Here is a 16,151-nt window from a genome sequence, read left to right on the forward strand (position 1 = left end):
ACGCTAGACCGGGGCACTGACAATCGGCTCGGGCTCCGCGTGTTCGGCGGGGGTGCGCAGGTGGCGGCGGCCGGTGAGGGCGATGAGGAGGGCGAGGGCGGCGGCGCAGGCGGGGAGGGTGTAGCCGGTGCCCGGGGCGGTGTGTTCGGTGAGGGTGCCGGCGAGGGCGGCGCCGGCCGAGATGCCGACCACGATGCCGGAGACCGCCACGGCCATGGCCTCGTTCAACTGTCGCTGCGGCAGCAGCTCCTGGATGAGCGACATGCCCGTCACCATGGTCGGTGCGGTGGCCGTTCCGGCCGCGAACAGGGCCATCCCGAGCGGCACCAGGCCGACCCGGCCCAGTCCGGCGGCGAGCGGCAGCAGCAGTACCGCCGCCATCGAGGCGGCCCCGGTCAGGAACCGTACGGCGGGCGGCCGACGCGGCGTCAGCAGGCCGAACACCAGGCCCGCCACGCAGGATCCGCCCGCGATCAGGCCCAGCAGCAGGCCCGCGGCGGGCTTGTTCCCGAGCGCCTCGGCGTAGGCGACGGTGGTGATGTCGGTCGCGCCGAAGATCATCCCCGTGGCCAGGAAGGTCAGCACCAGCACCCGCAGCCCCGGCACCCGCAGCGGTGAGCCCGCGTGGCGCTCCTCCCGAGAGGGGGCCTCGGGCAGCGGTGGTTCGGTGCGCCGCTGGGCGGCGAACAGCAGGCCGCCGACGGTGCCGAGCCCGGAGGCGGTGACCAGTCCGGCCTCCGGGGCGAAGGTGGTGCACAGCAGCATCCCGAGCACGGGGCCGCTCATGAAGCAGAGCTCGTCCAGCGACTGTTCCAGCGAGTTGGCGAGGTGCCGGGCGGCCGGGTCGTCCCGGTACAGGTGCGCCCAGCGGGCCCGGGCCATGCCGCCGAGGTTGGGCCCGGCGGCGCCGGAGGCCCAGCAGAGGTACAGCGTCCAGTCGGGCGCGCCCAGCCGTACGCACAGCAGCAGCGCGGTGAGCGGCACGAGCAGGAAGAGCGTCGTCGGTACGGTCACCCGCGCCTGCCCGAAGCGGTCCACCAGCCGTCCGACCAGCGGGATGCCGATCGAGGCGGTGACCAGCCCGGCGGCCGCGACCGTCCCCGCGAGCGCGTACGAGCCGCGCCGCTCGGTGAGCAGCACGACCAGCGAGACGCCGCTCATCGACAGGGCGAGCCGGCCGAGCAGCCCGGCCAGGGTGAAGGCGGTGGCGCCGGGTACGGAGAAGAGGCGGCGGTAGGAGGGGATCAGGGCGCGCGGGGGCATGGGGCTCCTGGGCCGGAGACGGAGACGGGGATGCCCGACAGCCTGGCGGCGGGGGTGCTCCGTGGTCCAACACTTAATCCGCCGCATTCACAACAGCGCGTTGTTAGTCTGCCGCTCATGCCCCGTGACCTGCACCCCCGCCTGCTGCGCGGCTTCGTCGCGACCGCCGAGACCCTGCACTTCGGCCGGGCGGCGGGCCTGCTGCACGTCGCGCAGCAGGCGCTCAGCCGGGACGTCCGGGCGCTGGAGGCGCTGCTCGGCGACGCGCTGTTCAGCCGCACCACCCGAAGCGTCGAACTCACCCCCGCCGGGCGGCGGTTGCTGCCCCAGGCCCGCCGGCTCCTCGCCCTGCACGACGAGATCCTCGCCGGGGCGGCGGGCCGGCCGCTGCTGCTGGACCTCAACAGCGATGTCACCGGGCCGGACCTCACCCCCGGCCGGATCCTCGAACGGGCCCGCGCCGACTGGCCGGAGGGCGAGCTGCTCGCCCGCTTCCACGGGGGCCTCGCGGCGGCCGCCGCCGAACTGCTCGCCCACCGGCTGGACGCCGCCTTCGGCCGGTTCGCCGGTCTCCCCGTCCAGGCGCGCGGTCAACTCGCCCAGGTGCCGGTGCGGTTGGAGCCGATGGCGGTGATGGTGGCCGCCGCCCACCCGCTGGCCGACCGTACGGTCCTGCGCCCGGCCGACCTCACCGGCCACCCGGTGGACGTCTGCGCGGGAAACCCGGCCACCACGGAGTGGACGGACCTGGGCCTGCGCCTGCTGCGCGAGCACGGGCTGACGGCGGCGGAGCCGCACGTCCCTCCGGTGGGCGAGGACGAGATGGCCCACTACCTCCTCCGCCACGGCGAGCCGGTGCTCACCACGGTCGGCGGCCCGGACATCCCGGGCGCGGTCAACCTGCCGCTGGTCGAGCCCGTCCCGCTCAGCCTGGTCAGCCTCGTCCACCGCCCCGGCGACCGCCACCCGGGCCTGCGCGCCCTGACCTCGGCGGCCGCCGCCCTCGGCACGGCCGGACACTGGCTGCACCGCCCGCCGGGCAGCTGGCTCCCGGCGGCCGACGCGGCGCTGCTGGCCTGAGGGCACGGAAACGCGGCACCGCCCCTGCCGAGGGGGAGCGGCAGGGGCGGTGCGGTTCATGGGGGTGCCAGGCGTCAGGCGGCCTTCACGGCGGAGATGTCGAAGCTGAGCTTGACCTTCTCGCCGATCAGCACACCGCCCGTCTCCAGCGCGGCGTTGTACGTCAGCCCGAACTCGGTGCGGTCGACGACGGCCTTGCCCTCGAAGCCGACCCGCTCGGCGCCGTACGCGTCGGTGGCGCTGCCGGTGTACTCGAGGTCGAGGACGACGGGGCGGGTGGCGTCCTTGATGGTGAGGTCGCCGTGTATCCGGTACGTGTCGTCGTTCAGCCGCTCGGTGGAGGTGCTGCGGAAGCGGATCTCCGGGTAGGTGTCGGCGGCGAAGAAGTCGCCGGTGCGCAGGTGCTCGTCGCGCTGGGCCTGGTTGGTGTCGATGCTGGCGACCTTGATCACCAGTTCCGCCGAGGAGTTGCCCGGCGTGGTGCCGTCCAGGTGCAGCTTGCCGTCGTACTCGGTGAAGCGGCCCTTCACGTTGGTGACCATCGCGTGCCGCACCGAGAAGCCGACCTCGCTGTGGGTGGTGTCGACGGCCCAGTCGCCGGTCAGGTGCCCGAGGTCGGGGCCTGCCGGGGCCTGCGCGGTGGTGACGGCGGTGGTGGTCTTGCTGCGGTTGAACAGGCCCATGGCTCCTCCTCGGGTCCGAAGCCATTTGTTTAGGCTTCAACTTGTTGGCTCCACCATAACCCCATCTGGTTCAAGTTTCAACCAATGCCGTCGAACGGATGACGCGAGCCTGTCGGACCGCCCGGCTACGCTGCGAGGAAACCGGTTCCGCGCACCCCCCGAGAGGCCCCGATGTTCGTCCTGCACGCACTCTGGCGGCCGGACGGGCACCTCGCGCTCTGGGCCGAAGACGCCCGCGCCTACCCCGGCGCCCCCGGGGCCACGGGCGCCGCCCACCCCTACGCCTGCACCGCCGAAGCCCTGGCCACCGTGCTCGCGGGCATCGGCCCTGGCCTCGGCTGGCTCGCGGGCCAGGCCCCCGAACGCTGGGCCGGCCTGCTGCTGCCCACGGTCGGCGCCCTGCCCGCGCCCTCGCCCGACCTGCCGGTGTCCCCGCCGCGCGGCGGCGCCGTCCTCAGCCCCTGGCGGGTGCCCGCCCTCCTCTTCGACGCGGCGGCGGCCGCCCAGCTGCTCGGCGAGGTCTTCGACCCCCACTGGTCCGTCGCCGTCGCGGAGCTGCCCGACGCGGGCCGCACCGAGGTCGTCCACGGCTCCTCCCTGCGCTGGCTCACCGGCGTCCATGACCTCGCCTGGCGCGCGGTCGGCCGGGGCCGGGTGCTTCCGCACGTCCTGCCGGGCGCCCCCGCCCAGGCCCGCTGGCGCCCCGACCTCGGCCCGGACGGGCTCCGCGAGGCGGCCGCCCTCGCCGCCGGCTGCCCGCCCGTCCTGCTGGGGGAGCGGCCCACCGGCTTCGCCACCGGCCGCGAACTGCTCGACGCCTCGCTCGGCGCCCTCGTCGACGCCGAGGTCCGCAGCGCTCTCGCCGACACCCCTTTCCCTCCGGGGGAGAGCCCCGCCGAACGCTGGCTGCACGCCCTCACCACCCCCTCGGGCGCCGTCGACGCGGCCACGGAGGGCCTCACCGACCTCACCGACCTCACGGACCTCCGCCGCAGCCTCGACGCCTGGTACGCCACCGCCACCCCCGCCGACCCGGCCCTGCGCCTCTGCTTCCGCCTCGTCGAACCGCTCGGCCCCGCCGCCGACGACCCCGAGGGCAGGCCGTCCGAGGACGCCTGGCGGCTGGAGTTCCTGCTCCAGGCCGCCGACGAGCCCTCCCTGCTGGTTCGCGCCGCCGACCTGCACGACGGCGGCGCCGCCCACGCCACCCTCGCCCGCAAGAGCCCCGACCCTGACGGGGTCCTGGTCGCCGAACTCGCCCGCGCCGCCCACCGCTGGCCCGCCCTGGACGTGCTGCGCCACCGCTCCCGCCCGTCCGCCCTGCCGCTCGACCGGGCCGGCGCCCTGGACTTCCTGCGCACCGCCGGCCCCGCCCTGGCCGAGGCCGGCTTCGGCGTGCTGCTGCCCGCCTGGTGGCGCCGCCGCCCCCGGCTGGGCCTCGCCCTGCGGGCCACCACCCCGCCCGCGCCCGGCACGCTCGCGGTGAGCAGCCAGGTCGACCGGGACGCCGTGGTCGCCTTCCGCTGGCAGGCTTCCCTCGGCCCCGACGCCCCGCCGCTCACCGATCAGGAGTTGGCCGAACTGGCGTCCGCCAAACAGGAGTTGGTCCGGGTGCGCGGCACCTGGCTGGAAGCCGACCCGGCGCAGATCGCCGCCGCCCTCGCCTTCCTCGCCGACCGCCGCGAGGGCGTGCTCGCCACCGCCGACCTGCTGCGCCTCGCCCTCGACCCACAGGCCAGAGTCGCGGGCCTGCCCGTCACCTCCGTCCGGGCGGACGGCCCGCTCGGCGACCTCCTCGACGGCCGCAGCGCCGCCCCGCCCGCTCCCGCCGCGCTCCCGGCGGACTTCCGGGCCGTCCTGCGCCCCTACCAGGAACGGGGGTTGGCCTGGCTGCGGGCGATGTCCGGCCTCGGCCTCGGCGCCGTGCTGGCCGACGACATGGGCCTCGGCAAGACCGTCCAGACCCTCGCCCTGCTCGCCGCCGAGAAGGCGGACGGCGCCACCGGGCCCACCCTGCTGGTCTGCCCCATGTCCCTGGTCGGCAACTGGCAGCGCGAGGCCGAGCGCTTCGCCCCCGCGCTGCGCCGCCACGTCCACCACGGCGCAGGCCGCCTCGACGCCGATCGACTCGCCGAAGCCGTAGGGGAGTCGGATCTGGTCATCACCACCTACGGCCTGGTGCAGCGCGACCTCGCCGCCCTGCGCGCGATCCGCTGGCGCCGGGTGGTCGCCGACGAGGCCCAGCACATCAAGAACTCCGGCACCGCGCAGGCCCGGGCGATCCGCGCCCTGCCCGTCACCCGGCACCGCATCGCGCTGACCGGCACCCCGGTGGAGAACCGGCTCTCCGAACTCCACGCCGTCCTGGACTTCGCCAACCCCGGCCTGCTCGGCCCGGCCGAACGCTTCAAGGAGCGCTACGCGATCCCGGTCGAACTGCACCGCAGCCCCGACCGCACCGCCGAACTACGGCGCCGCACCGCCCCGTTCGTCCTCCGCAGGCTCAAGACCGACCCGGCGGTGGCCGCCGAGCTGCCCGCCAAGCAGGAGATCACCGTCCTGTGCAACCTCACCGCCGAACAGGCGGGCCTCTATCAGGCGGTGGTGGCCGACCTGCTGCGCCGGGTCGAGGGCGTCAAGGGCGTGGAGCGGCGCGGCACGGTGCTGGCCGCCATCGGCAAGCTCAAGCAGGTCTGCAACCACCCGGCCCAACTCCTGCACGACGGCTCCGTGTTGGGGGAGCGCTCGGGAAAGGTCGCCCGGCTGGCCGAGCTGCTGGAGGAGGCGCTGGCCGAGGGCGACCGCACCCTGGTGTTCACCCAGTACGCCGAGTTCGGCACCATGCTGCGCCCCTACCTGGAGCGCCGGCTCGGCGAGGAGGTGCTGTACCTGCACGGCGGCGTCTCCCGCGCCCGGCGCGAGGAGCTGGTCGAGCGCTTCCAATCGCCGGACGGGCCAAGGGTGTTCCTGCTCTCGCTGCGGGCCGGCGGTACGGGCCTGAATCTGACCGCCGCCAACCAGGTCATCCACCTGGACCGCTGGTGGAACCCCGCCGTCGAACAGCAGGCCACCGACCGGGCGTTCAGGATCGGCCAGCGCCGGGACGTCCAGGTCCGCCGCCTGGTCTGCGTCGGCACCGTCGAGGAGCGGATCGACGAACTCCTCGCCGCCAAGCGCTCGTTGGCCGAGACCGTGGTGGGGGAGGGCGAGCGCTGGCTCACCGACCTGCCGCTGGACGACCTGCGCGAACTCGTCGCCCTCACCCGCGAGGACGCCGTCGCCGAGGAGGACGCGTGAGCACCGAACCCAGGTCGGAGACGGTCAACGTCGCCGCCTACTGGCGCGGCGACTTCACCCTGACGCCCGAAGCCCCGTCGGAGAAGGAGGACGACACCCCCGCCCCCCGCCGCTTGGGCCGCTCCGGCATCACCGCCCACGGCCGCGACCTCGCCACTCTCCTCCTCCCGGCCTACGAAGCCCTGAAGTCCTGAGGTAGCGTCGCGCCGTGACCGAGATCCTCGACCCCCACCTCGCCGACTTCGAGCAGAACCGGCGGACGGTCTTCGGCATCGCCTACCGCATGCTCGGCAGCGTCGCCGACGCCGAGGACCTCGTCCAGGACACCTGGCTGCGCTGGAACGGCGTCACCGAGGCGGTCGCCAGCCCCGGCGCCTACCTCACCCGTACGGTCACCAACCTCGCCCTCAACAAGCTGACCTCGGCCACCGCCCGCCGCGAGTCCTACGTCGGCCCCTGGCTGCCCGAACCGCTGGTCGACGAGCCCGACGCCGCCGAGGGCGTCGAACGGGCCGAGTCCGTCTCCATGGCCATGCTCGTCGTCATGGAGAGCCTCTCCCCGCTGGAGCGGGCGGTGTTCGTGCTCAAGGAGGCGTTCGGCTACAGCTACCAGGAGATCGCCGAAGCCCTGGACCGCACGGAGACCGCCTGCCGCCGGATCGGCAGCCGCGCCAAGGCGCACGTGAGCGCCCGCCGCCCCCGCTACGACGCCCCGTCGGAGCTGCGCCGCCGCGCCACCGACGAGTTCCTCGCGGCCTGCGTCGGCGGCGACCTCAACCGGGTGCTGGAACTGCTCGCCCCCGAGGTCACCACCTGGAGCGACGGCGGCGGGGTCGTCCGGGCCGCGCTGCGCCCGGTCGTCGGCGCCGAGAAGACCGCCCGCTTCCTCCTCGGCCTGATGAGCCGCTACGCGGCGAACGCCGGAGCCCGCCCGGTCCTGGTCAACGGCCAGCCGGGCCTGCTGTTCACCCTCGACGGCGCGCTCGACTCCGTGGTCGTCCTCGACCTCGACCTCGACCTCGACGAGGCCCAGGGGCCGGAAGAGCCGGAGCGGCCGGAAGGGCTGGAAGGGCCGGAAACGCCGGAGCGGCCGGAAGGCTCGGAGCGGTGCCTCGCCCGGATCTCCGCCATCCGCGTCGTCCGCAACCCCGAGAAGCTCGCCCACCTGGCCGTCCCCGCCACCCGGGCTTGACCCTCGACCAGGTCGAGCCCCCAGAGTCCCCCGCATGGAGAGCGAGCTGCACAGCATCGGCGAGCTGGCCCGCGCCAGCGGCCTGGGCGTCGGCACCCTGCGCTACTACGACGGCGCCGAGGTGCTCACCCCCGCCTGGGTCGACCCGCAGACCGGCTACCGCTGGTACCGCCCCGACCAGCTCGCCGACGCCCGGCTGCTGGCCCGGCTGCGCCGGGTGGGCCTGCCGCTGGCGGCCGTCCGCGCCGTGCTCGTCGCCGCCCCCGGCGGCGGCGACGCCCAGCGGGTGCTCGACGCCCACCTGCGCCGCCTGGAGGACGGCCTCGCCGACGCCCGCCGCGAGCTCTCCCTGATCCGCGCGATGATCGACCAGAGGGAGCAGCCGATGACCACCACCCCCGCCGAACTCCGCCTCGTCCTCCCCGCCGCCGAGCTGGCCGCCGCCCTCGACGCGGTCCGCTTCGCGGTCGGCAGTGACCCAGAACTCCCCTCCCTCGCCGGGGTGCTGTTCGAGCCGGACGGCCCGCTGCTGCGCCTGGTCGCCACCGACCGCTACCGGATGGCGCTCGCCGAGGTGCCCGTCATCGGCGGGCCGGAGGAACCGGTGCCCGGCACTGTCGTCCCCACTCCGCTGGTGGACGCGCTGCGCGCCCTGCTGGGCCCGTCCGACGGCGAGGCCGTGCTGACCCTGGCGGGGGAGACCGTCCGCGCCGAGGTCGGCGGCCACCGGATCGAGGGCACGGCCCCGGCCCTCGACTACCCGGACCACCGCACCCTCACCCGGCTGGAACCGCGCCACCGGATCGCCCTGCCCGCCGCCGACCTGCGCAGCGCCGTCGAGACCGGCGCCACCCGTACCGTCCCCTCCGGCCCAGACGGCGCCGACTGTGAGGTCACCCTGCTCGCCCTCACCCCGGACGGACGCCTCAGCGTCACCGCCGACCCTGCCCCGGAGGGCCTCACGGTGGCCGTCAACCGCGGCTTCCTCCTCGACGCCGTGGACGCCCTGGCCGCCGCCCGCCCCGGTCAGCTCCTCCTGGAACTCGACACCCCCATCTCCCCCCTCGCCATCCGCTCGGCCGACCCCGCGGACCCGTTCTCCCTGCTCATGCCCGTCCACCTCCCCGCCCCGGGCCGTACCGGCTGACCGCCCGCACGCCGCAGGCCTCCTCCCGGGGAATCCGGGAGGAGGCCTGCGGTCCACGCATGATCAGCCGCCGGTCGCGCCGCCGCCCCGGCCGGCGCCACCCGCACCGCCGGCGAACCCGCCGGCGCCCTCGACCAGTTGCGAGGCCGTGTAGCCGCCGTTGGCGTCGGGGGTGCCGACCACCGTCACGCTCTGTCCGGGCAGGAGGTCGGTGACCTTGCCCTCCTTGTTGAGCTGGACCTTCGTCGCGTCGCCCGTGGTCACCTTCACGGTGTTCCCGTTGGCGTCCGTCAGGTAGACGGTGTTCCCGTCGACGGCCTTCACCGTCCCCCGGGTGAACCCCGCCTGCCCGCCACCCGGCCGCTGGCCCTGGCCCTGGCCCTGACCTTGGCCCTGGTTCTGTCCCTGTCCCTGACCCTGCCCGTTCCGGCGCCCGGTGCCGCCCTGCCCGCCGTACCCGCCGTACCCGCCGCCGCCCGTCTGGCCGCCACCGGCGACCGCACGGGGTGTCGAGGAGGCGGAGGGCGCCTGGTCCTTCTGGTACCAGACCCCGCCCGCGAACGCGCAGGTCGCGATCACGCCGCCGGCCAGCGCGAGGCTCAGCCAGGGCAGCTTCCGCCGCGGCGGGGCCGCCAGCTCCCCGCTCACGTCCCGGGTGTCCGGCGGCGTCGCCAGCAGCTCCAGCCGCTCGGCGTGCTCCGTCCGTTCGGCCTGTCCAGCCTGTCCAGCCTGTCCAGCCTGCTCGGCCTGTCCAGCCTGTTCCGTCCGCCGCTCGTCGGCCTGACTCATCGAACCATCGCTCCTACTCGTGCCGAAGGGCGTCGATCGGCCGCAGCGAGGCGGCCCGGTTGGCGGGGTAGCTGCCGAAGAACAGTCCGATCGCGACGGCGATCCCGAACGCGCCGAGCACCGACTCCGGGATCACCACCGGTTCGATCCCGACGATGCTGAAGTGCGACCCGGCCATCCCGGCCAGCACCCCCAGCCCCGCCCCGATCACGGACAGCAGCGTCGACTCGGTGAGGAACTGCCCCAGGATCACGATGCGCGGCGCGCCGAGCGCCTTGCGGATGCCGATCTCCCTGGTCCGCTCGGTCACCGTGACCAGCATGATGTTGGTGATCCCGATCCCGCCGACCAGCAGGGAGATCGCGGCCACCGCCCCCAGCAGCACGGTGAACGTCTTGGTGGTGCTCTCCCGCGCGGTGAGCAGCGACGCCTGGTTGGTGATCCGGAAATCCGCCTTGCTCGGATCGGCGATCGCGTGCGTGCCGAGCAGCACCCGGGTGATCTCGGACTGCGCGGCCGTCGTGGTGTCCGCCGAGGACGCCTGCACCAGGATCTGGCTGACGGGCCCGAACCCGGTGAACGCGTTCTGCACGGTCGGCAGCGGCGCGATCACCACGTCGTCCGGGTCGGTGAAGCCCGTCCCGCCCTTGGCCTGGAGCACCCCGACCACGGTGAACGGCGTTCCGCCGAGCACGATCCGCTTGCCGACGGCGTCCTCGGTGTCGAACAGCTGCTTGGCCGTCGTCGCCCCGAGCACCGCGACCTTGCGCGAGCCGAGCACGTCGTCGTCCGTGAAGTAGTCGCCGCGCGCCACCTTCTGGTTGGCGGTCTCGAAGTACGAGGGGTACGTCCCGACGATCGACCCGGGGCTGTACGAGATGTTGCCGTACAGCGCCGTCCCGGTGGTGGTGACCACGGGCGCGACGGACCGGATCGCCGACGAGTCCGCGTCGCCGGCCAGCGCCTTGGCGTCCGCGACGGTCAGCCGCTTCCCCGAGGACGCCGCTCCTCCGCCCCGCGCCCCGCCGTACGCCGAACCGGCGCTGACCGTCAGCGAGTTGGTGCCGAGCGAGGTGATCGACTCCTTCACCGCCACCGAGGAGCCGTTGCCGACCGCCAGCAGCAGGATGACGGAGGCGACGCCGATCATCACCCCGAGCATGGTCAGCGCCGAGCGCACCTTGTTGGCCATCAGCCCGCCGACCGCGAACCGCAGCGTCTGCCAGAGGATCACGCGGACACCCCCACCAGCGCGGGCGGAGGCCCGTCCACGGGCGCCTGCCGGACGTCGTCGACGATCGCGCCGTCGACCAGCCGCAGCACGCGCTTGGCGTGCCGGGCCACCTCGTCCTCGTGGGTGATCAGTACGACGGTGCGGCCGGTGGCGTTGAGGCCGTCGATCAGGGCCAGCACCTCCTCGGTGGAACGGCTGTCGAGGTTGCCGGTGGGCTCGTCCGCGAGCAGCATGGCCGGCGCGGTGACCAGCGCCCGGGCGACCGCGACGCGCTGCTGCTGCCCGCCGGACAGCTCGTTGGGCTTGTGCCCGGCCCGCTCGGCGAGGCCGACCAGCGCCAGCGCGGCCAGCGCCCGCCGACGGCGTTCGGCGGTCCGCACGCCCGCGTAGGCGAGCGGCAGCTCCACCTGGGCGAGCGCGGTGGTGCGCGGCACCAGGTTGAAGGACTGGAAGACGAAGCCGATCTTGCGGTTGCGCACCAGCGAGAGCTGCCGTTCGTCCAGGTGGCCGACGTCGATGCCGTCCAGCAGGTAGCGGCCGGCGGTCGGCACGTCGAGGCAGCCGAGGATGTTCATCAGGGTGGACTTGCCGGAGCCCGAACTGCCCATCACGGCGACGTAGTCGCCCTCGGCGATGTCCAGGCTGACGCCCATCGGGGCGCCGGTGACCGGGTCGGAGGGGCCGCGCAGCGCGTGCACGGTCGCGTCGCCGTGCCCGTACGCCTTGGTGAGCCGGCTGATCCGGATCACCGGGACGGGCGCCGCCGGGGTTCGCTGGTCGATGACGTGACGCATCCACTCAGCCCTTGCTGCCACGACCGGCACCGGCGCCGGCGCCGGGGATGCCCGCCGTGCCGGCGTTGCCGCCACCGTTGCCGCCGCGACCGCCGCCGTTGCCGCCGTTCAGGCCGGGGAAGGAGGCGTTCGGGAAGCCGTTCCCGCCGCTGGTGGTGGGGAGCGCGACCTTGTCGCCCTCCTTGAGCCCGGACACCACCTGCACGGTGCTGTCGCCCTCCACGCCGACGCCGACGTCCACCCGCTCGGTGCTGCCGTCCGGGTGGACCAGCGTGGCGGTGCGGCTGGCGCCGGTGCCGGAGAGCGCCGAGGTGGGCAGCGACAGCGCGCCGTCCGCCTCGCCGGTGACGACCTGGACGGTGGCGCTCAGGCCGGTCCGCAGGGTGCTGGTGTCGCCGGAGAGCTGTAGCGTCGCCGCGTACTGCACGGCGGAGGAGCCGGCCGAGCCGCCCGATCCGCCCGAGCTCGGCAGCGAACTGACGGACAGGACGGTCGCGTTGAGCTTGGTGTCGGACTGCGCGTTCAGGGTGACGGTGGCCGCCTCGCCCTTCTTCAGCTTGAGCGAGTCCAGCTCGGAGAAGTTCGCGGTGACCTGCATCCCGGTCGGGTTGGTCAGTACGACGAAGCCGCTCAGGCCGGCCGAACTCCCGCTCGACGAACCGCTCTTGGCCGAGGACCCGGAGGCCCCCGAGGACGATCCGCCGGAGGCGCCCGAGGTGGAGCCGACCGTGTCGCCGACCTTTCCGGCCACCGAGGCCACCGTCCCGTCCACCGAGGCGGTGAGCGTCGTCCCGGACAGCGCCGCCTGGGCGTTGGTGAGGTTGGTCTGCGCGGTGGCCACCTGCTGCTGGGCCTGGGCCACGGCCGCGTCGTCGACCTTGGTGGTGGTGACCGTGGTGGGCTGCGGTGCGGGAGCACTGCTCGCTCCCGCCCCCTTGCCGCCACCGGTGCCACCGGTGCCACCCGAGTTGTTCGAGCCCGAGCCCGAGGCTGACCCGGAGCCCGACCCCGACCCCGACCCCGGTATGACTGTCGTCGTGGTGACCCCGGCCTGCGCCTTGGTCAGGTTGGCGTTCGCGGTGGTGAGCGCGGACTGCGCGGAGTCGACCTGCTGCTGGGCCGCCGTGGTGTCGACGGTGGCGAGCACCTGACCCTTTTTCACCGCGTCCCCCACCGCGACCTTCACCGAGGTGAGCCGCCCGCCGGTGGTGAAGTCCTGGGCCGCGTCGGTCGGCGAGACCAGCGAGCCCGTTCCGGACACGGTGGCCAGGACCGTGCCCTTGGCCACCGTCGCGGTACGGGCGGTGGGCCGCGCCTCGGCCTTGCCGCCGCTTCCGTTCACCGTCGTGAACGCCAGGGCGGCGCCGCCCAACAGGGCCACGCCGAGCGCGGAGTTGACGAGGACGGCGCCTCGCCGCCGTGGTAGCACCTTCATGGCGACAGCTTCCCGGGGGGCTCTTTCGGAGTCCTGAGCGGCGGCTGGGAGTTGCCTGACCGGCGGAATCCGGGCAATCCGGGCGCTCCGCCCGCACCGTACACGCCCCTTGCCCCCCACCCGGCCCGCCGTTGGCCGAACTCCCAGCAAGCTTCCAGCGAACTCCGGTCGCCCCGAAAGCCGCGGCGGGCCGGATCCGGGGCCGTTTGCTCGGGCTAGCACTCTGCTTGCAATTGCAAGCAGAGTGATGCAGGCTGTTCCCATGGCCTCACTGAACGTCGCCTCGCTGGGCGAGTACATCCGCGAGCAGCGCCGCAACGCGCAGTACTCGTTGCGGCAACTGGCGGAGGCCGCCGGCGTGTCCAACCCCTACCTCAGCCAGATCGAGCGAGGGTTGCGCAAGCCGAGCGCGGAGATCCTGCAGCAGATCGCGAAGGCGCTGCGGATCTCGGCGGAGACGCTGTACGTCCAGGCCGGGATCCTGGAGGAGCGGCGGAGCGAGGGCCACGAGCTGCGGGCCTCGATCCTGGCCGATCCGCTGATCACCGAGCGGCAGAAGCAGGCGCTGCTCGCGGTCTACGACGCCTTCCTCAAGGAGAACGCCGCCTCGGCGTCCGCTTCGGACCCCAGCTCGGAGCCAGGTTCGACGACCGACGGCCCAGTCACCCAGCACACCCACCGGGAGGACCGGTAACCATGCCCATCACCGACGACATCAAGAAGACCCTCACCGACCCCACCCCCCTCTACGCCCTCGCCGGCGCCGGGGACCTCGCCTACGAGAAGCTGCGCGAGGTGCCGGGCCGGGTCGAGGCGCTGGCGGCGGACCGCAAGGGCGCGCAGGAGAAGGCCACGGCCCGGCTGCACGAGGCGCAGGAGCTGCTGACCGGGGCGCCCGCCAAGGTCACCGGGGCCGTCAGCGCCCTGCCCACCGACCTCAAGGCGCTGCAGGAGCGGGCCCAGGGCTTCGCCCTCCAGCAGGTGGGCCGCGCGGTCGAGCTGGCCGTGAAGGCCAAGGAGACGTACGACGAGCTGGCCGAACGCGGCAAGGTCGCCGTGGAGAAGGCCCGTCCGGCCGCCCCGGCGGTTACGGTGGTCACCGTGGAGTCCGAGCCCGCCGAGTCCGTGGGGGAGCCCGAGCTCGTCGAGGCCGAACTGGTCGAGGACGAGCCGGCGCCCAGGAAGCCGGCGGCCCGGGCCACGAAGAAGAACGCGGACCGCTAGGCGAGACGACGAGGAGGCCACGATGGGCGGAGTGTTCCAGGTCCTCGCGCTGGACTACCTGAACCCCTTCTGGTGGGTGGCCGTGGCCATCCTGGGGTTCAAGCTGGTCGCGCTGGTCGACGCGGGGAGCCGTCGGGAGGACGCCTACCGCGCCGCGGACAAGAAGACCAAGACGTTCTGGCTGGTCATCCTCGGCCTCGCCTTCGGCCTCGACCTGCTGTTCGGGGTGAACCCGCTCTACAGCATCCTGACGCTGGCCGGGCTGGCCGCGACGATCGTCTACTGGGTGGACGTCCGCCCGGCGATCCGGCAGCTGACGGGCCGGGGCGACGGCCGGAGCAACTCCGGCCCGTACGGCCCCTGGTAGACCGGGGGACCACGGGACCACGCACACACGCACACAGCACTGCGGCCCGGCCGGGGAACCCTCCCCGGCCGGGCCGCAGTGCTGTGCCGGAAACGCCGCGCCCGAAACGCCGCGCCGAAAACCGTCAGCCCAGGATCAGCTGCACCGGGTTGCGCTCCAGCAGCAGCACCGCCACATCGTCCGTCAGCGCGCCCCCGTTGAGCTCCTCGACCTCGGCGATGGCGCTGTCGACGAGCCGGCCCCTGGTCAGCCCCGCCGTCTGGTGGTCGGCGACCAGGTCCGCCAGGCCGTCCTGCCCCAGGCGCCGGGATCCGGCCCCGACGCGGCCCTCGATCAGTCCGTCGGTGTAGAGCAACAGCCGCCAGCCGGGCTGGAGTTCGACCTCGTGGGCGGGCCAGGCGGCCCCTCCGTCATGGCAGGGCAGCAGCCCGAGCGCGGGCCCGGCGAGGTCGGCGGGCAGGGTGAACGGGCGGTGGTCGCGGCCGAGCAGCAGCGGCGCCGGGTGCCCGGCGAGGTAGAGCCGGGCGCGTTCGCGGGCGCCGAGCGAGTCGAGGTCGGCGTCGGAGCCGCCGGGTTCGATCACCAGCATGCAGAGCGTCGCGAAGATCTCGTCGCTGCGCCGCTCGTGCTCGAGCACGTGCTGGAGGGTGGTGAGCAGGGTCTCGCCGGTGAGGCCCGCGAAGACGAGGGTGCGCCACGCTATCCGGAGCGCGACGCCGAGGGCCGCCTCGTCCGGGCCGTGGCCGCAGACGTCGCCGATCACCACGTGGACGGTGCCGTCGTCGGTGCGCACGGCGTCGTAGAAGTCGCCGCCGAGCAGGGCGCGGCGGCGGCCGGGGCGGTAGCGGCGGGTGAAGGAGAGCCCGGCGCCGTCGAGCAGCGGGGTGGGCAGCAGGTGGCGCTGGAGGCGGGCGTTCTCCTGGCCGCGCAACTCGGCCTCGACGAGGCGGCGCTGCGACTCGTCGGCGCGCTTGCGCTCGACGGCGTAGCGCAGGGCGCGGGCCAGCAGCGGGCCGTCCGTCTCGTGCTTGATGAGGAAGTCCTGGGCGCCGGCGGCGACGGCGGCGGCGCCGAGTTCGGCCCCGGCGGCGTCGGTGAGCACCACGACGGGGGTGTGCGGGGCCCGGCGGAGCAGCTCGTGCAGGCCTTCGAGGCCGTCCGAGGCGTCGGAGGGGTGCGGAAGGTCGGCGGGGGAGGCGAGGTCGAGCAGCACGCAGTCGAACTCGGCGCCGCGGCCGCGTCCGCGCCTGGCGGGGGAGGCGGGCGCGGTGAGCAGGGCGGCGGCCTGGTCGAGGCCCCGGGCCCAGTGGAGCTCGATGGAGGTGCCGCTGTCGGCGGCGGCCGCCTTGATCAGCTGGGCGTCGGAGAGGTCGTCCTCGATGACCAGCAGTCGCAGGGGAGGGGTGCCGCCCTCGACCGGGGCCTCGACCGGGGCCTCGGCCGGGGCTGCCGGGGCCGCCGGGGTGTCTCCGAGACGGGAGGCCCGGGAGCGGGGGTGAGGTATCGGGGAGGCCGTCGTCGGGCCGGTCGTCGCGGCCGGGTGGTTGCGGGCGCGGCCGGTGCGGGCGCCGTCGTGGGCGCCCGGCAGGCCCGTGGCACCAGGTGCCCGCCCGTCTCCCGTTGCGGGCATCGGTGGTTCCTCCCTT

At 74.4% G+C, this 16,151-nt stretch carries 15 protein-coding genes; 8 read left to right on the plus strand and 7 right to left on the minus strand.

Features of this window, described 5'->3' with window-relative positions; genetic code table 11:
- Positions 1-3: 3 nt before the first annotated feature.
- The gene (locus ACIBCA_RS10480; RefSeq protein WP_396282484.1) at positions 4-1,263 is read right to left on the minus strand and encodes an MFS transporter; all 1,260 of its coding nucleotides are present in this window, start codon (positions 1,261-1,263) and stop codon (positions 4-6) included.
- A gap of 117 nt (positions 1,264-1,380) precedes the next feature.
- Between ACIBCA_RS10480 and ACIBCA_RS10485 the strand changes: the two genes are divergently transcribed.
- Positions 1,381-2,343 carry a LysR family transcriptional regulator gene (locus ACIBCA_RS10485; RefSeq protein ID WP_396282485.1) on the plus strand — a complete coding sequence of 321 codons (963 nt, stop codon included), beginning with the start codon at positions 1,381-1,383 and terminating at the stop codon, positions 2,341-2,343.
- A 74-nt stretch (positions 2,344-2,417) separates the two neighbouring features.
- On the opposite strand, the gene ACIBCA_RS10490 is transcribed toward ACIBCA_RS10485, so the two are convergent.
- Positions 2,418-3,026 carry a YceI family protein gene (locus ACIBCA_RS10490; RefSeq protein ID WP_396282486.1) on the minus strand — a complete coding sequence of 203 codons (609 nt, stop codon included), beginning with the start codon at positions 3,024-3,026 and terminating at the stop codon, positions 2,418-2,420.
- A 171-nt stretch (positions 3,027-3,197) separates the two neighbouring features.
- Here ACIBCA_RS10490 and ACIBCA_RS10495 point away from each other — a divergent pair, with 171 nt between their 5' ends.
- Genes ACIBCA_RS10495 through ACIBCA_RS10510 form a run of 4 tightly spaced genes read left to right on the plus strand, consistent with a single transcriptional unit; the run spans position 3,198 to position 8,662 of the window.
- Complete coding sequence (locus tag ACIBCA_RS10495; RefSeq protein ID WP_396282487.1) at positions 3,198-6,323, plus strand: DEAD/DEAH box helicase; 3,126 nt, start codon at positions 3,198-3,200, stop codon at positions 6,321-6,323.
- A complete protein-coding gene (locus tag ACIBCA_RS10500) occupies positions 6,320-6,517 on the plus strand; it encodes a hypothetical protein (protein ID WP_396282488.1) in 198 nt (65 codons plus the stop codon). The genes ACIBCA_RS10495 and ACIBCA_RS10500 overlap by 4 nt, the downstream gene beginning before the upstream one ends.
- A gap of 14 nt (positions 6,518-6,531) precedes the next feature.
- Positions 6,532-7,515: an RNA polymerase sigma factor SigJ gene (gene sigJ / locus ACIBCA_RS10505; protein ID WP_396282489.1), complete on the plus strand. Its 984-nt coding sequence runs from the start codon at positions 6,532-6,534 to the stop codon at positions 7,513-7,515.
- Positions 7,516-7,549: 34 nt separating this feature from the next.
- A complete protein-coding gene (locus ACIBCA_RS10510) occupies positions 7,550-8,662 on the plus strand; it encodes a MerR family transcriptional regulator (RefSeq protein ID WP_396282490.1) in 1,113 nt (370 codons plus the stop codon).
- Positions 8,663-8,725: 63 nt separating this feature from the next.
- Here the strand turns inward: ACIBCA_RS10510 and ACIBCA_RS10515 are convergent, their stop codons facing one another.
- The 4 genes from ACIBCA_RS10515 to ACIBCA_RS10530 are packed head-to-tail and all read right to left on the minus strand — an operon-like array spanning position 8,726 to position 12,914.
- Positions 8,726-9,451, minus strand: coding sequence for a hypothetical protein (locus ACIBCA_RS10515; RefSeq protein ID WP_396282491.1), 726 nt, complete (start codon positions 9,449-9,451; stop codon positions 8,726-8,728).
- 13 nt (positions 9,452-9,464) lie between these two features.
- On the minus strand, positions 9,465-10,685 hold the full coding sequence (locus ACIBCA_RS10520) for an ABC transporter permease (RefSeq protein ID WP_396282492.1): 1,221 nt from the start codon (positions 10,683-10,685) through the stop codon (positions 9,465-9,467).
- The gene (locus tag ACIBCA_RS10525) at positions 10,682-11,479 is read right to left on the minus strand and encodes an ABC transporter ATP-binding protein (RefSeq protein ID WP_396282493.1); all 798 of its coding nucleotides are present in this window, start codon (positions 11,477-11,479) and stop codon (positions 10,682-10,684) included. Before ACIBCA_RS10525 ends, ACIBCA_RS10520 begins: the two co-directional genes overlap by 4 nt.
- Positions 11,480-11,483: 4 nt before the next feature.
- Positions 11,484-12,914, minus strand: a complete 1,431-nt coding sequence (locus ACIBCA_RS10530; protein WP_396282494.1) for an efflux RND transporter periplasmic adaptor subunit — start codon at positions 12,912-12,914, stop codon at positions 11,484-11,486.
- A gap of 262 nt (positions 12,915-13,176) precedes the next feature.
- Between ACIBCA_RS10530 and ACIBCA_RS10535 the strand changes: the two genes are divergently transcribed.
- The 3 genes from ACIBCA_RS10535 to ACIBCA_RS10545 are packed head-to-tail and all read left to right on the plus strand — an operon-like array spanning position 13,177 to position 14,505.
- Positions 13,177-13,608 (plus strand): helix-turn-helix domain-containing protein, encoded by a 432-nt coding sequence (locus ACIBCA_RS10535; RefSeq protein ID WP_396282495.1) that lies wholly within the window; start codon positions 13,177-13,179, stop codon positions 13,606-13,608.
- A gap of 2 nt (positions 13,609-13,610) precedes the next feature.
- Positions 13,611-14,138: a hypothetical protein gene (locus tag ACIBCA_RS10540; RefSeq protein WP_396282496.1), complete on the plus strand. Its 528-nt coding sequence runs from the start codon at positions 13,611-13,613 to the stop codon at positions 14,136-14,138.
- Positions 14,139-14,160: 22 nt separating this feature from the next.
- Positions 14,161-14,505: a DUF2516 family protein gene (locus tag ACIBCA_RS10545; protein WP_396282497.1), complete on the plus strand. Its 345-nt coding sequence runs from the start codon at positions 14,161-14,163 to the stop codon at positions 14,503-14,505.
- 124 nt (positions 14,506-14,629) lie between these two features.
- On the opposite strand, the gene ACIBCA_RS10550 is transcribed toward ACIBCA_RS10545, so the two are convergent.
- Positions 14,630-16,135: a PP2C family protein-serine/threonine phosphatase gene (locus ACIBCA_RS10550; protein WP_396282498.1), complete on the minus strand. Its 1,506-nt coding sequence runs from the start codon at positions 16,133-16,135 to the stop codon at positions 14,630-14,632.
- Positions 16,136-16,151 lie beyond the last annotated feature (16 nt).

Origin of the sequence: Kitasatospora sp. NPDC051170 (assembly GCF_044455705.1) — a bacterium.
Classification (GTDB): domain Bacteria; phylum Actinomycetota; class Actinomycetes; order Streptomycetales; family Streptomycetaceae; genus Kitasatospora.